This window comes from Sphingobacterium alkalisoli (assembly GCF_005049105.1).
Taxonomy (GTDB): Bacteria; Bacteroidota; Bacteroidia; order Sphingobacteriales; family Sphingobacteriaceae; genus Sphingobacterium; species Sphingobacterium alkalisoli.
The window spans coordinates 129,347-145,098 of record NZ_SUKA01000004.1; the positions used below are offsets into that span (position 1 = coordinate 129,347).

At 38.2% G+C, this 15,752-nt stretch carries 9 protein-coding genes; all 9 read right to left on the reverse strand.

Annotation, left to right across the window (positions count from 1 at the left end; translation table 11 throughout):
- Positions 1-4 precede the first annotated feature (4 nt).
- Positions 5-3,706 (reverse strand): SusC/RagA family TonB-linked outer membrane protein, encoded by a 3,702-nt coding sequence (locus FAZ19_RS13780; RefSeq protein ID WP_211245509.1) that lies wholly within the window; start codon positions 3,704-3,706, stop codon positions 5-7.
- A 130-nt stretch (positions 3,707-3,836) separates the two neighbouring features.
- The gene (locus FAZ19_RS13785; RefSeq protein ID WP_136821336.1) at positions 3,837-5,039 is read right to left on the reverse strand and encodes a FecR family protein; all 1,203 of its coding nucleotides are present in this window, start codon (positions 5,037-5,039) and stop codon (positions 3,837-3,839) included.
- A 47-nt stretch (positions 5,040-5,086) separates the two neighbouring features.
- The gene (locus tag FAZ19_RS13790; protein WP_136821337.1) at positions 5,087-5,620 is read right to left on the reverse strand and encodes an RNA polymerase sigma factor; all 534 of its coding nucleotides are present in this window, start codon (positions 5,618-5,620) and stop codon (positions 5,087-5,089) included.
- 483 nt (positions 5,621-6,103) lie between these two features.
- Positions 6,104-6,904, reverse strand: a complete 801-nt coding sequence (locus tag FAZ19_RS13795) for a hypothetical protein (protein ID WP_136821338.1) — start codon at positions 6,902-6,904, stop codon at positions 6,104-6,106.
- A gap of 265 nt (positions 6,905-7,169) precedes the next feature.
- A complete protein-coding gene (locus FAZ19_RS13800) occupies positions 7,170-8,408 on the reverse strand; it encodes a DUF4302 domain-containing protein (protein WP_136821339.1) in 1,239 nt (412 codons plus the stop codon).
- Between the two features lie 11 nt (positions 8,409-8,419).
- The gene (locus FAZ19_RS13805; RefSeq protein ID WP_136821340.1) at positions 8,420-9,688 is read right to left on the reverse strand and encodes a DUF4302 domain-containing protein; all 1,269 of its coding nucleotides are present in this window, start codon (positions 9,686-9,688) and stop codon (positions 8,420-8,422) included.
- Positions 9,689-9,692: 4 nt separating this feature from the next.
- Positions 9,693-10,541, reverse strand: coding sequence for a substrate import-associated zinc metallohydrolase lipoprotein (locus FAZ19_RS13810; protein WP_136821341.1), 849 nt, complete (start codon positions 10,539-10,541; stop codon positions 9,693-9,695).
- A 22-nt stretch (positions 10,542-10,563) separates the two neighbouring features.
- The gene (locus tag FAZ19_RS13815) at positions 10,564-12,036 is read right to left on the reverse strand and encodes a RagB/SusD family nutrient uptake outer membrane protein (RefSeq protein ID WP_136821342.1); all 1,473 of its coding nucleotides are present in this window, start codon (positions 12,034-12,036) and stop codon (positions 10,564-10,566) included.
- A gap of 20 nt (positions 12,037-12,056) precedes the next feature.
- On the reverse strand, positions 12,057-15,725 hold the full coding sequence (locus tag FAZ19_RS13820) for a SusC/RagA family TonB-linked outer membrane protein (RefSeq protein ID WP_229707604.1): 3,669 nt from the start codon (positions 15,723-15,725) through the stop codon (positions 12,057-12,059).
- Positions 15,726-15,752: the final 27 nt, after the last annotated feature.

A 15,752-nucleotide genomic window follows, 5' to 3' on the forward strand; every position in this document is an offset into this window, starting at 1 on the left:
GTATTTAAAATCCTAATTTTAATGATAAAGTATATTGTCTAGGTACCGGCATAGCCACACCTCCGTTATTGAAGAATTCCGGGTCTGCTCCATTCAGCTTGCGATCTGCGTAAAGCAGGGCGATGTTATTTCCTACTAACGATATTTTTGCCGTATTTAATCTTAACCTACTAACAATTCGACTAGGCAATAAATAACCTAAACTTAACTGCTTCAAGCGAATAAAATCACCATGAGCCACTCTTTGATCCGAATAGTTGTAAGCGTTATAAGGATAAACCGCACTTACGGTTGCTCCGTTCGCTCTTAGTACCCCATTATTCCTAACATAAGTATCCAATAAAGCAGGTATAGTAGTGTACTGCTCATCTCCGGGCATTAGCCATCTATTCACTAAATCTTTTGACACAGCCCGCATATCATTATAGTCAGCGTTGTAATCAGGCTGAAGTCTTACATAATTGCCTGCAGAAAATGTAAATAGCGATGTCAACTCTAAATTTTTGAAAGAAAAGGCATTATAAAAACCGCCGGTAAACGTTGCATCAACAGGCCCATGATACCTTAAGTAATCGATATCCTGACTTTGTAAATTGATATACGTGTCTTTTTCTCCTGTCGTTCCAATGTAAGTGGGATAACCGTATTCAGGATTCAAACCATCAAATTGAACAGAGAACAACCCACGTTGTGCATAGCCTTCGACCGTTCCTCCTTCTGCACGTACTAACGTCCAAATATTAGGATTGACTTCCAAATTGGTGATTTCATTTTTATTTATTGAGAAATTAAAATTGGTTCTCCATGTCAACCCCTCAGGTCTTTTTATTGGATTTCCGGATATGGTGAATTCGAACCCGTATGCTTTCATATCTGCATAATTCGCTACCTTCGTAAACTGCCCGCCGATGCCAGACGTTCTTATCGATCCTATTAAATCAAATTGATTTCGTTTGTAGTAGTCTGCTGTCAAATTGACTTGGTCGAACAAGGTAATATCAGTACCGATATTGAACTCATACATTTTCTCCCAGGTCAGTTCAGAGTTTTCTAAGCTGGAAAGATAAATTATCGCCTCTTTTTCGTCTTCATAAGGCCGTCTGGCTACTTGGTTATAGAAAATCGCACTAGAATTTGTCGCGTTACCCATACTAGCGGTTAACCCGTAAGTACCACGAATACTCAAAGCAGTTAAGTATGGATTAGATCCAAAGAATGATTCTTGATCGATATTCCATTTTCCTGATACGTTCCACGTAGGCAGCCATCGAGCGACCCGGGAACTGCCTAATTTATTCGACCCATCGTACCTTGTCGTGAAATTAACACTGTACCTGTCTTGGTACGCATAAGCCGCTCTAAACATATATGCCAAAAATCTATCGTATGTATAGCCATTTCTAAAATAAGGATCTCCTGCTTCTATCATTTTTTTGAAATAGCGATAATTAGGATTTACTAATCCGCCATTTTCGTATTGGTATCCAATACCTTGATAAGCTGTAGATTGACGATCGGTATAACGCAGTTCCATAGAAGCAAACGCATTTAAACGATGATCTGATCCTATATTTGTATCATATTCTAAATTTTGTCTAAAATAATAATTAACCAAGTTGTCCAAATCTGTATTATAAAACCCTCCTTCCGGCAACACTACTACAGCAGGATAGCCTGGATTATCTGGATCTGCATAGAGAAAATCATTATTCTCGTTAATATAACTATCAAAATTAGCTTGATGAGCAAGCACCATATTCGAATTCTCCAACACATGATGTTGTCTCTCGGTTCGCGCATATCGATAAGCTGCGTCTACGGAGTAAGTCAATGGCGATAAAACTTTATATCTAAGACCTCCTTGAACTTTGAGGTCGATCATCCCCAATTTTAAATAGTTGTTTTCTAGTTCATTTAGTATGTTAAATGACGCATAATTTCTGTTGAAATACTCGAAATTCCCATTTTCATCATAAGGTGTTATTAATCTAGAAGTATTTAACGCATAGGAGTATGGATTAATATCAAAGTCTCGAGAATATTGTCCATATACGGCATCTGATCTTCTGGTTAATGTCCCCGGAGCTCTTTGATCTCTTATAGAGCCGTTAACTAACACCTCAGCGCTTAACTTATCACTGATTTTTAAGTTATTTCGAAAATTTGCAGTGTAACGTTTTACATTATCACCCAAACTTTGTCCACTATCTCCTGTAAAACTAGATGAAAAATACGACTGAGCTCGTGGGGTACCATTTGTTATGCTTAAAGAATGTTCCTGTAAAAGTGAATTTCTGAATAAAACATCAAACCAATCGGTATTAGACTTTGCGTACCGTTCCAAAAATCCTAAGCGCGCATCTAATGTATTTGCTAAGCCAAATTGTCCACTTGTTTCATCATACTGATACATCAGATTATACATCTTGTAAAAGATTCCCCCGTCTTTAACCCTCGACACACTACTGTGATCAAAATAATACTTATTCTCTTGTTCCAATAGAATTGACATTTGTTCAGCAGAGTTCATGATGTCAAATTGGCTATAGTTAGGTTTTAGATAAGTAGTATAAGTGCCAGAATAATTAACATTTGCCTTTCCATCAGTATTACGACCTTTTTTAGTGGTCACTACAATAACACCGTTCATGGCGCGCGCTCCATACATGGCTGTTGCGGCAGCATCTTTTAGAATGTTAAAAGATTCAATGTCATCAGGGTTTAGTCCCGCAACTGACGATCCTATCAAAGTGTTAACATCTCCTGTAGACAAGGCCTCGTTTGATATATTAACAACATCTTCTAAGATAATACCATCCACTACCCATAAAGGCTTATTATCCCCGGACAACGAAGTTGCTCCTCGAACTCTTATTTTCGGTGCTGCACCGAATGTGCCGGACACATTTTGTACAGATACACCTGCCGCCTGTCCCTCTAGCATACGTGAGATATCGGGTACACCTGCGCGTTCCGCATCTTTGGCATCAATTCTTGTACTTGCTCCTGTAAATAATTTGCGATCAATATTTTGGTAACCTGTAGCGACAACATCTACGGCATCGATTTCCGATAAAACTTCTTCTAATATGATATTGATATTAGTTCTGTTTTGAACGGGCACTTCTACGGTCTGATGTCCAACGTAGACAATCACTAAGGTTGCCGTAGGAGATGCTACTATACTGAAAGATCCGTCTGGAGCAGATACAGCTAAGCGATTGGTTCCTTTTACACTAATTGTAGCTCCGGAAAGAGGCTTGCCTGACAAATCCTTAACATAACCCTTGACGGCGTCCTGCTGCTGAGTCTTCAGTGGGTTAGCTTCTTTTATATCCTCCTTGAGATTTATGGTGACCGTTCCTGCGATCACTTTAAACTCAAATTTATTTTGGTCAAGAACTCTTCTCAAAGCTTCTTCCACCGAAACATTACGGAGCTCAACACGCACCTTCCCTGCAGTCCTAGCTACTTCACTGCTATAGAAAAATCGATGGTTGGTTTGTCGAGAGACTTCTGAGAAAAAATCTTCTATTTTCATGCTGGACGCAGACAGTGACACACGTTGCGCTAAACCATTGGCTTGCACAACGGTGACCAGCAGAAACATCAAAAATAGGGCTATCTTCATTTTTAAGTACAGGTCCTGGGAACAGAGATGCCTCCATTGGGCACGACACTCTTTCCCAAGTGAAAAGTTATTCATACATTTGGTTGTTTGGGTTAATAAATCTTTTTTATAAATCAAATTGGGTGGACTCAAACAAGTCTGGCGGGGATGCTGCTACATCCCTGCTTTTTTATTCTCGCTCTTTAATTCTCGTGTAGTTTTTTCTTCATATTCTCATCTTTTTAGTTTCCGATATTGTTAGTTTTTGTCCCTCCATCTCGAAGGACAGTTTTGTTGCATAAGAAAGTAGTTCCAATACTTCGGATAGGTTTACATCTCGTCCTATTGATCCGGAATAGGTTTTTGTTGTAGAAACTGACGATCCAAAGCGGATATCCAAATCATACCAAAGTGACAGCTGGTGAGCAATCTGCACGAGATTGTCATCTTTGAAATAGAACTCACCATTCTTCCAGGCCAAATCCCTTTTCAGGTCCGCATTTCTCACGTTGATCTGGTCACGGACAACATATGCCTTTTGCCCCGGCATCAGTATACTCTTCTGGTCTCCGGCAAAAACCTCTACCTTCCCCTCAGCCAATGTCGCATACAGCCTGTCGTTATAGGTATTAACATTGAAATGCGTACCCAGAACCTTGATGCTCCTATCCCCATTCACGTCGACAACAAACGGTCGATCCGCTTCGTGTGCCACTTCAAAATAGGCTTCACCTTCTAGGAATACCCGTCTTTCGGAAGGAGAAAATACGACAGGAAAACGGAGCTTTGACATGGCATTGACCCAAACCTTGGTACCGTCCGCCAAAACCATACGAAAAAAGGATGCCTTGGGCACGACCAATGTGTTGTATTTCGTTTTCTGATCTGGAATGGACGTTTCGGTGGAATAGTGCATTTCCTCTCCGTCATGAACCAGTTTTACACCATTCCTTTTCTCTGTCACAGCTTCGGTATTCAGCGAGATTGTTTCGCCATCTGCAAAGATAAGCTGTGCTCCGCTACTTGCTGGGCGTACATCGGTTTCGTGTTCTGCTTCTTGCGCCAAGCCGAGCGTCTTATCCAAGGTTTTCGAAAAGAACAGCCATGAAAAAGTAAAAAGAAGTAAGATTGACGCTGCAGAAAGGATAGTGATTAATCGGACGGATCGGATACGCATAGCTTTTGAGACAACAGGTGCAGGGCCTTCAAGTTGTTGGCGCAAGCGTTGCCACGCGGTATTTTCGTCAAAAGCCGCCAATGCATTGAGCCTTGCCTCCACCTCAGAAGTTTTTTCAAACTCCTTTAGTAAAGCTTTATTTCGATCATCTTTTTCCAACCAAGCCGTGAATTCAGCCTCTTGCTCTTTGGAGAGGCTGTTTTTTAGATAGCCAATCAATAATTTAGCGATGCGGTCGCGATTAGTTTCCATATTATAGTATATAGAAACATTCACGACAGATTAGAACCACAAAAAAACTAATTTTTTATAAAAAAGATGAAAAGAGCTAAAAATTCTGGGTTTAACTTTTGGATAAGTACTTGCATTCCACGCTGTTTTTGGGTTTTTACAGTATTGACGCGTATACCCATTTCTTCCGCGATCTCCGCATTGGACAAGCCTTCCAAGTACCCTTTTCTGAAAACCTGCTGACAGGCATTGGGTAACGTTGCTACAATAGACAGGATCTCGGCAAGTACTTCCGAACGGATGATGTTGTTTTCAATCTCACTATCGTAACGATCCAAATACCCATTTTTCTCCCAATATCGATTAACAATCTTTCGTTGGCGGGCTAAATTATAACAGGAAAAGCGAACTGTAGAGTATAAAAAGTTTTTGATGGCAGTTTCATCTTCTGATATACGATCTTTCTGGTTGAAATAAACTAAAAATGCATCAGATACCACGTCCTCTGCCGCCAACATATCCGAAGTCATCCCCCAAGCGAAATGACATAAACTTTTGTAATGTTTTTTAAACAGAAGTTCTTCTTTTGTTCGTTCACTCATATATACCGCTCTCCTTCCGGCCTGCCGACACCTATGAAAATGTTAATAAATGATCAATTGAAAGTAAATATACTAATATATTAAATATTGAAAGAAGTTTGGTGAAAAATATTTAAGAAACACATCCAATTCATTACAATTTAATAAAAAATTGAAAAATAACCTTACCTACAAATGGGCTTTACGTGTATTTTTTTGAATTCAGTCAAAACTTTACACTATTATCGTGTTTTATTTCCCCTAGTATCTTATAAAATATCAACCAGCATAACGCTTAGCTGCTGACTAAGTAATCTAAATCCAACTGTGGTCGAAGAGATTATTAAGGGCGCTGAGGAAATTAGAAAGTAAAACAATGGCTTGAATGTTCACGAACACTAAATCTAATCCTTCTATTTTAGTTTAATCCAGAAAATTCGATAAAAAAGAAAGCAAACTGTCAGAATACCAACTAAAATCATAAATACTTTTTCCATAACTGTATTATTTTAAATAAACCGACGTGCGTTTTGCCAGAGTCTCTTTTACATTTGGGGATAAAGCATCATAAACTTCTTTATAGTTATCGAAGTCATTTTGCGTATTCACCAAACTGTAAAAGATATATGGGGCAGGTGCAGTGGCTATATTCCTTTTTAGAAAGTTTACCTCAGCCCGTACCAAACTATCCCTTAAACTATTAACCCATAAAGCGCTTAGCTGCTGGTGAAGTAATCTAGACGATTCCAGATCGCCTGATTCATTCAGCTTATAGATGATCTGTTTAAGGCTGTCTTTTGCTTTCAGATTTGCTAAGCTATATTTTTTTGCAATTTCTGAGAATTCCTGATATAAACGAAAATTGTCACCTTTAGAACTCACATTTAAATCCGCTCCCCAATCTTCATCTAATAAGCCCTGTTCCAATTGGGACTGATCAAGTCCTTCTGATATTGAAAACGTATATTTTCGAGATTCTTTCGGATCTAACCATACGGATTTGGAAAGTACATACCGAGGCAGTTCTTCCTCGCCAAAACGAGCATAGCGTTTTAGCTCTGTTGGTTTCAGAATATCCCGTTCCCAGGAAAAGACAACGGTGTAAATACCGGCGCGTATGCTGTCTATCTTTAAGACAAAAGTATGTTCCGCTATTGTATCCGATGCAATTTGTTTGCCGCTGATAGCATCGTATACATCTACATATACTGTCGAATCAATTGGCAAGCTACCAATAAGCTGCACAGAAAAGGGATTTTTGCAGGCTGTCAAATAAAGCAAAACAAGAGCTAGTAGGTATTTCATGCTGACAACTCTAATCATAGGACATTGAAGAAAATAAGTAATCTTATATATCAATTTGAATCGAATAGGAGGAAAATGAAAGTTTAAATTCTACCTTCATTTTCCAACCTTTAACACGAAAGCATCTACTTAAGTGTACTACAGTTTCCTAAATCGTATCGCCATGTACTTTTAATGTTCCACAGCCTATCGAGCCGTGGTCAAATTGCTAATAAAGCTCTTGAAAATCGTTGGTATTACGAATAAACTTCACGATCGCAATAAGCTAGTGGAAAAATATCCAATTTTCCGCGTTATCTGCAGAAACAACTGCTATCCTATTATTGTATGTTTTAAATACATAATGTCCCGATGTCACTATATATCTATTTACCATACTTGTCATATACGCAGTTACGTCTGCTCTGGAAGCCGCTGCAAACGCTCCCAAATAAGTAAATCTCAACAAATTACCTGTTGTAACAGTATGATTAATAGCTAAGGCGCCTGAATACCAAAAAAATCCAGGAAACCAAGCAACACAAATTTGATGATAAGCTTGCGTATTGAAATTTCTATAGTTAAATACTGACTGCATATCAGATCGAATCGCTTTCATATTAAAAGCATCAAGTCGTTTACGTCGACTCCAACTATATTCTGACAACCAAACTTGAGATTCATTAATTGAATTAGAAATAAGAAAGTCATTTATAGCATTTTCATAAAACGCAGGCTCAGCAGCATTAGTAATCTGACCATCTCTAAATGTAAAACTAGACGAAGTGGCCGGCTTTAAATCTTCAAAGGTTATAGATATACCGTTTAATGTTAAGGGATTTTCAAACTTAATACCATCCACTGTATTTAAAAATTTTGTAAAATGATAGTTGCTTACACCACCTTCTTTATAATGGAAAACAACAGCTTGATTCTCCTCGTCAACATATGCAAAGACCTCGGTGGAATTGTTCAGACTTATATTATAAAAGAATTTTGGCATAGTTAAAAGCGAATCAACATTCAATAGGTTCTCAACTTTTTCGTTAATTGAAGTAGTAGACTTACTTTTATAAAGCTTCAACCTACTTTTTTGATACTCCCCTTCAAGGAAAATAGTATCATTTTCCACATTTTTAAAGGTAAATAAAGTATCCAATCCACCCGCCAATTGGGCTAAACTAGCAAAATTAGAGCTAGAAGGAAAGATTAAACTCGGGTTGGCTTTATGTACAGTAATTTTGTAGGATGTTGTATCTGGCTCAATAAAATCCGTATTTACAGTACTAATAAAGTCAGCTATACTATTCGTATTAAATTCGATATAGCCATAACTTTGACTGTTATTTCGCCCTAAAACAATAAACTCCCACCCCCCTTCGTAATTGCTGATCTCCTCAGCAAATGGTTGAAGTTTTTCTTCCGGGTCTCCATAAACATCTTCTACCTCGATTTGTGTTAATGAATCCTTTTGACAGGAAATAAAAGCAAACACAATAAAGGATAATAATAGCTTGGTTTTCATAATTAATATTTTTAATAAAATCTAAACCATAATTTACTGTCAGCGACACTGACAAGATCAAAATAATTTTCACCTGTTTGATATACATAGTAACCATCTGTATCTGCCCATAGGGAAGACAAGGTCTGTATCTTTGGTAGATGAGCAGCTCCAGGACTTGTACCAGTTAAATTCGTTACTATAAACTTCATCACTCCCGAATTATCATAACTTGTTCTGAAATAAGGCCCTACAAAATTTGCTCCTCCATTAAAATAGGTAAACAAAACATCATAAGGGTCAATATAATATCGAGGCATGAAATACATACCAGCAAACCCCGGTATACTTCTAATATCCAAAGCATCCTTAACACCACTGTAATTCGCTCCTGTTGAAGAATAATAGTCATAAGACTCTACATACATACGGCGGGGTGCATCTTTATCAATAAATACAGGTGCATCTACGTTCTCTATTGTTGCTGATGCCGATAAATTTACCTTTAAATCTACGGTTCCAGCAACTTGATCGGTAGCAAAATCGGTCAAACTACTAATTGACGTTTCCCCATCTTCAAAGGGATGTCGTAGTAGAACGCCATTATCAGCGACAGCATATTCCGTTGTGAATCTATTGAAAGTCCCATTTTTCTCATAATAAAAGCTAATAGTACTTTTCTCGGTATTTACGGTGAAAGCATAGTTCTTTCCATTGAAAACGAACTTATTATAATAATAAGTAAATTGGTTCACCTTATCCACTTCTTTCACATATTCATAGGCTCTTGCAATATAATCATCTCCTTGATCGGACTTTGCCCGCACTAGTAACAATTCACTGTCGTTATGATTACCTTTTAATTTGATTGTATCCTGACCCGATTCCAAAATCGCAAACTCGAAATCAGAAATCAAACCCGCGCCCGTAGATCCCCCACTTTTATTGGGATCTGGATCAGAGAGAATATGTAGGTAAGTATACGTATCGAAATAAAGACTGAGTACCTGATCAGCTTTTATTCTGTACGAGCTTTCTTTGCCGGCATTGGCTTTTTCCTCATCTATTGAAGCATAAGTAACTACCCTATTATTCTCGTCAAATGTAAACTTGAAGGTATAGCCCCCGCCGCCTTCGGGAAACAAATAACCAATCCATCCCTTATCCGCTCCGGTCAATAAATCCAGATACTCTGCTTTTAGGCGATTTAATTTTGCATCGGGCCGTTCATAATTGATTTCATCTTTAGAACAAGCGACAATTGTCGTTGCTAAAAATAAATATATCCATATCCTTTTCATACTATTAGTTCGTTAAGTTATCAATTGCCGATTTCACTTCAGCTTGAAGTTCCCTAAAATCGATCCCCAAAACATCTTTGTAATATTGAACTACAAGATTCTCCTTCGTCCGAAAAACAGAAGCAACATCCGGATTTGCTGCTACAATACTATCGTAAGCCTCTTGGCCTTCAACAAGTAAATAAGCTATTGTCTCCACAAAATCTTCTCTTTCCGCGGATTTTGCATAATTAGTAATAAGCCCTTGCTGATTCGCTTGAGTATTGGTAGAATTGAACCAAGTCGCTGTATACCACTGTGTACTCAATCCCCTCCAGGCCTGAGGATAATCAATTGTTTGATGTAAAATATGTGAAAATTCATGATGAATAGTGTGTAACATGCGCACGACCTCACTTCTATTGCTCAATTCAAAATCATTGACTACAAATAAAACAATCTTAGATCCTCCTTCGGCTGTTCCCAAAATAATTGTGCCATTACTTTGGTATTCCGCACTGCCTACTAAAACAAATTTTGAAAGAGAATAGGTTTTAAGAAAATCAGTTCCTGCCAATTTCTCGTAAGGTTTCATCCAAATATCGCGGACAGCTGTTAGTACTGGAAGTACATTAGTTTCATCCGGAGGTACAAGCGTCCTGTTATAGTTCACCTCAAACGGATCCCATTTATATTTAACTTCGATATTATACGTCTTAATAAACTCATTCGCAATAAATTGATCGAGAGATCCTTCTACCCACGTTTCACCCCCTAAATCGAAAATTGGAATCGTGGGTAGAACTTCTTCTTTCGAACAGTTTATAAAAAACAGCGGAAGAAGAACTATAATATAGTTTTTAAGCTTTTTCATTTTTATACGTGTTTATTTTATATTACCTGGGGTTAGCTTGAACTCCCGACAAAATCACTTCTTCTGGCAGCTGAAACATACGCATCGGATCATTAAGGCCTAAAGTATAGGTGTTTTTTTGATCATGAGAACGATGTACAACCACTATATTATGTCGCAAAATATCAAACCACCGTATCCCTTCAAATAGAAATTCTCTCCGCCTAAAATCCAAGACTCCGGAAATGATGTTATCTTCCAGATTTGCTCTGTAAAATGAAGCTAGCTTAGTTTCTGTGATATTATGCGTGGCAGGATTATAGATTGGATTATTTTGACTTGTGTATACCTTTTTACTTGCAAAACTGTTTAAATCAGCTATGGCATTATCGTATTGCTTTAATCTAGCATAAGCTTCGGCTCTGTTTAACAACAATTCATCTGCGGTGAATAATGGGATCATATTATAAGGATCGCCGTATTCCGCATTAATTGAGGTGGTCACAAATAGCTCCTTAAATTTAGGAATATTATAGACTGCCTCTGTACCACCGTAGATCATATAGGCGTAAGATCCGCCCGATACGTTACTACCATATATCAATTCAGATAACAGAGGTGTAGTCAAGCCATACCGATATCCCGCTAAATTTCTGCCCCAGGCCGAAGCAGCTTCGACTAATAATAAATTTGTTGAGTTTTCCGCTATAGTATACCATTGTTGCTTAGCATAATATTCCATCGATCGAAATGAAGTAGAATTTATCGGCCTAAGAAAAGAGGTAATATCCTGACCTAACGACGAATTCGCATGTTCTACTACCTTAGCGTAATCCTGTTTAAATAAATAAAACCTTGCCGCAAACGCGTGGGCAGCAGCTCTAGTAAAGTGATATTTTGGAACTTTATACCTACTATCATCCAACAGTGGTATACCTTGCTGTAGGTCCTTCTCTATCAAGGTATAAACATTCTCTACTGTACCTCTTTCATATTTAGTCAACACATTCTTTTCAGCTTCGGTGACATAAGGAATACCTACGTCAGTAGACGACGTATTTGGGTTATATACGCGGGAAAACAGTGTCACTAACATGTGATGCGCATAAGCTCTTGCAACCAAGGCCTCTCCTTTCATGGATAGCGTTTCTTTTGGAGACCCTAATTTTTCGATTGCCTCCAATGCATGGTTCGCTGCAGCTATTGCTCTGTATGCGCCATACCAATAAAATGTAGGCGTGTCTTCATCCCTAGACTCTACATCTTTAAACATCCAAGGATCGCGATTCTCTGGTTCACCAGTACCCGCTATGTTCCCTTTGTCCCCCGCATTGTCCGACGCAGCCTCCGTAAATGTAATGTAATTTGCACGTGGATACGCGGAAGTAAGAAGTTCAGCTATCTTATTTGGCGTATCTAATTCTGCACGCATATCTGGAGTTGTTTCTAAATATTTGGAACATCCGCCGAATACCAAAGCAGAGATAAATAATGTCGTAATGAATATTTTTTTCATAATTATTCTTTTTTCAATTACTACAAACTTGCTTTTAATGATAATGTAAATTGTCTTGGAATAGGCAATGCGACCCCGCCAGAACCATAGAATTCAGGATCTTGTCCATTCAGTTTTGGATCAGCGTATATCAAAAACAGGTTATTTCCTACAACATTTAATGACATATTTTTAAATCCTATTTTCGAGGTATATTTTTGAGGCAAGTTATATCCTACCGTAACCTGCTTCATTCGGACAAAGCCTCCATCAGCAATTCTTTCAGTAGAGTAATTATAAGCGTTGTATACCTGATCACCGGCAAGCCTAGATTCTGTACGAGCCGTAGCAATGGAAGGTGAGAGATTTTCAATAGGAGCAACAAATCTTTCAAGAAAATCATACGACATAGCGTCTAATTCAGAATAGGAGTTTTTGTAAATAGGATTTAATCGCACTTTATTTCCAGCGCTATATGTTACTAAAAAACCTAGATTAAAATTTTTATATGTAAACGTATTATAAAAGCCACCATTAAACACCGGGTCGATTGGCCCTTCATATACCAAATAATCCGTATGGATGCTTTGTAAATAAATATTTTCCGTAATATCCCCACTCTCATTTACATATGACGGTACGCCCGATTGATCACTCAAACGCTGAAAGTCGATCGAAAACAATCCACGATAAGGGTAATCAATCTTAGCGGCACCGGTACTTCCAACTAGATTCCATATCATCGGTTCGTTTTTGAGATTTGTAATTTTATTCCTATTAAAAGCATTGGTCAATTGGGTTTTCCAACTCCAATCAGATCGACTAAATACTGTTGCTTTAAACAACAATTCAATTCCCTTAGAATTCATATCGGCATAATTCGCGTATTTAATAAATTCTCCGCCGATACCCGAAATGCGCATTGGACCAATCAAGTCGAAACCTTCCCGATTGTAAAGATCTAAAACCACTTGATATCTTTTGTTGGCAAAAGTAGCATCAACACCGATGTTTGTTTCGTACTGTTTCTCCCATGTCAAGTCACTATTTTCCAAATTTTCAATGTTGATTACCGGTTCCTGCTCATTCAAATATGGCCTATTAACGGATCCACTTCTGAGCACCAGGCTAGCGTTGGTTGCAACCCCCATACTGGCTGTTAACCCATATGTACCGCGTACTGTTAATGTATTAAAAAAGGACTGATTCTCGAAGAATTTTTCTCGGTCTATATTCCATGATCCTGAAAGATTCCAAGTAGGTAACCACCGTGCTACGGCACTATTGCCCAATTGGTTCGAACCGTCATATCGCAACGTACCCGTTAGTTGATATTTGGTATCATAAGAATACGTTGCATTTCCAGCAAAAGCAACAAATCTATCCCTAAAAATCTGCATGGAATAATAAGGTAAATTTGCTTCAACCGTCATCTTTATGGCATTTGGATCGATAAAAGGAATACCTCCCTTGTCAAATTGATAACCATACCCGGTAAAATTTTTAGAAATACGATCTAAATAACGTAATTCCTGTGTAGCAAATGCGGTCAAAAAATTCTTGCCGAAAGTCTCATTCCAGCTTAAACTATTTCTTAAATAGAAGCTTTTTAAAAGATTATCGGATGTAATATAAAGACCTCCGTACGGTAAAATAGTTACAGGTCTGGCATCTGGATCGGATGGATCAGTATACAAAAATCTATTACCATCCACGATGGTGCTATTTTCTATGCCCGTAACCCCATAGGGAGTACCAGCGCGATAGGCATTTGGAAGATTAGAGTTATCCAAAATTTTATGTTCATTAGACGTATTTGCATAGCGGTACGCTCCAGAAAAGTCATATCTAATATTTTTAGGAAGTTTATACGATAGTTCTCCCTGCACCTTCAAATCAACCATTTTCAATTCCATATAATTGTTGTCCAATTCATCCAAAATGTTGAATGGTGCGTAATTCATGGTCACATATTCATAATTCCCGTTTTGGTCATAAGGTGCGATTACTCTTGAAGTATTCATTGCATAAGAAAAAGGATTGATATCGAAATCTCGAGACACCTCACCTGTTACAGGATTACTATCCTGCCCTAATGTACCGGGCGCCTTTTGATCGCGAATTGACCCTGTGGTAATTAAACCAAATGATAGCCTGTCATTAACTTGAAAATTCCCTCTTGCATTGCCTGTAAATCGTTGAACACCATTCCCCATAGCCCACCCATTATCTTTTAAATAAGATGTGGAGTAATAAGTCTGCGCTTTTTCTGTTCCACTGGAAATACTTAATGAATGTTCCTGCATAAAGGAGTTTTGGAATAGCACGTCAAACCAATCTGTATTTTGATAAACGTATCGCTGCAGATATGCCCCTCGTGCTTGCGGCGTATTAAGTAAGACTGGGGTTCCATCCTCATTCCATGTACTTAACGCATTTGAAAGATTCCCGTAGATACCTGAGTTTTTATTGTTTTTAATCAATGAATAATCAATTGCGCCTTTTCGGGCGATCTCTGCATATACAGACATCTGATCATACGAGTTCAAAATATCAAATTGAGAGTAGGATGGTTTTAAATAGCTGGTAAAATTACCGGAATACGATATAGCCTGTGCTCCCTTTTTACCCTTTTTTGTTGTAATAACAATTACCCCGTTCATTGCTCTAGCACCATACAATGAGGTAGCGGCAGCATCTTTCAAGATTTCAAAAGATTCGATATCATCGGCATTAATTCCTGCCACAGACGAGCCCAATAGTGTATTAGCATCACCTGTAGACAGCTGATCGTTCGAAATATTAACTACGTCTTCTAATACAATCCCGTCTATTACCCATAACGGCTTATTATCACCTGTAATGGAAGTTGCACCACGAACACGGATTTTTGGTGCCGCACCAAAAGTTCCTGAAACGTTTTGCACCGAAACACCTGCTACCTGTCCCTCTAACATACGTGAAACGTCGGGAATACCAGCTCTCAACGCATCCTCTGCTTTTATTTTAGTTGCTGCTCCAGTAAATCTACGACGATCAATATTTTGATAACCTGTTGCAACTACTTCTTCGATAACCTGATCTGTCGGATTCAATACGATATTAATACTCGATCTACCGCCTATTTTGATCTCTTGATTAGTATGTCCAACATATCGAACAACTAAAACAGCATCTTGATCTGCCGAAATCTCGAATCGTCCTTGTTCATCTGTGCTTGTGCTAACTGAAGTACCTTTTACGTTTATCGAAGCGCCAGCTAACGGATTCCCTTCTGTATTTCTAACTACACCTGAAATTCTGTCCTGCACAAAATCCGATTTAACTGCCTGTATTAGGCTTCTTTCTTTCAGATTTAATGAAATCGTATTGGCAACTACCTTAAATTCGATATCACTGCGGTCTAGCACCTTGGCAAGAACATCCTTTATTTGCTCGTTCTTAATCTGTATATTGAGGGGTTGGGCTTTTTTTAATATTTCATCACTGTAAAGAAACTTGTAGTTAGTTTGTGAAGAAACTTGGTCAATGAATTCTGATAGCTTCGCATTTTTTAACGACAGCGATATCAGCTGTGCTTTGCCCTCCGCGTGCACGAGCGTTAGTGAGACAAAAAAAACAAACAGGGAGATCTTCATAATTAGAATAGATTTTCGAAATAACGTATTCCTATGATAAATACGCCACTTTTCGAATAGTTTTTTTTTCATACATTTGTTAATTAGGGTTAATTTTTA

Bases quoted from the DNA above. Each gene is read 5' to 3' on its own strand.
- FAZ19_RS13785 (WP_136821336.1), bottom strand. From the start codon at position 5,039: ATGGAAACTAATCGCGACCGCATCGCTAAATTATTGATTGGCTATCTA.
- FAZ19_RS13790 (WP_136821337.1), bottom strand. From the start codon at position 5,620: ATGAGTGAACGAACAAAAGAAGAACTTCTGTTTAAAAAACATTACAAA.
- FAZ19_RS13815 (WP_136821342.1), bottom strand. From the start codon at position 12,036: ATGAAAAAAATATTCATTACGACATTATTTATCTCTGCTTTGGTATTC.
- FAZ19_RS13805 (WP_136821340.1), bottom strand. From the start codon at position 9,688: ATGAAAAGGATATGGATATATTTATTTTTAGCAACGACAATTGTCGCT.
- FAZ19_RS13800 (WP_136821339.1), bottom strand. From the start codon at position 8,408: ATGAAAACCAAGCTATTATTATCCTTTATTGTGTTTGCTTTTATTTCC.
- FAZ19_RS13780 (WP_211245509.1), bottom strand. From the start codon at position 3,706: ATGAATAACTTTTCACTTGGGAAAGAGTGTCGTGCCCAATGGAGGCAT.
- FAZ19_RS13820 (WP_229707604.1), bottom strand. From the start codon at position 15,725: ATGAAAAAAAAACTATTCGAAAAGTGGCGTATTTATCATAGGAATACG.
- FAZ19_RS13795 (WP_136821338.1), bottom strand. From the start codon at position 6,904: ATGAAATACCTACTAGCTCTTGTTTTGCTTTATTTGACAGCCTGCAAA.
- FAZ19_RS13810 (WP_136821341.1), bottom strand. From the start codon at position 10,541: ATGAAAAAGCTTAAAAACTATATTATAGTTCTTCTTCCGCTGTTTTTT.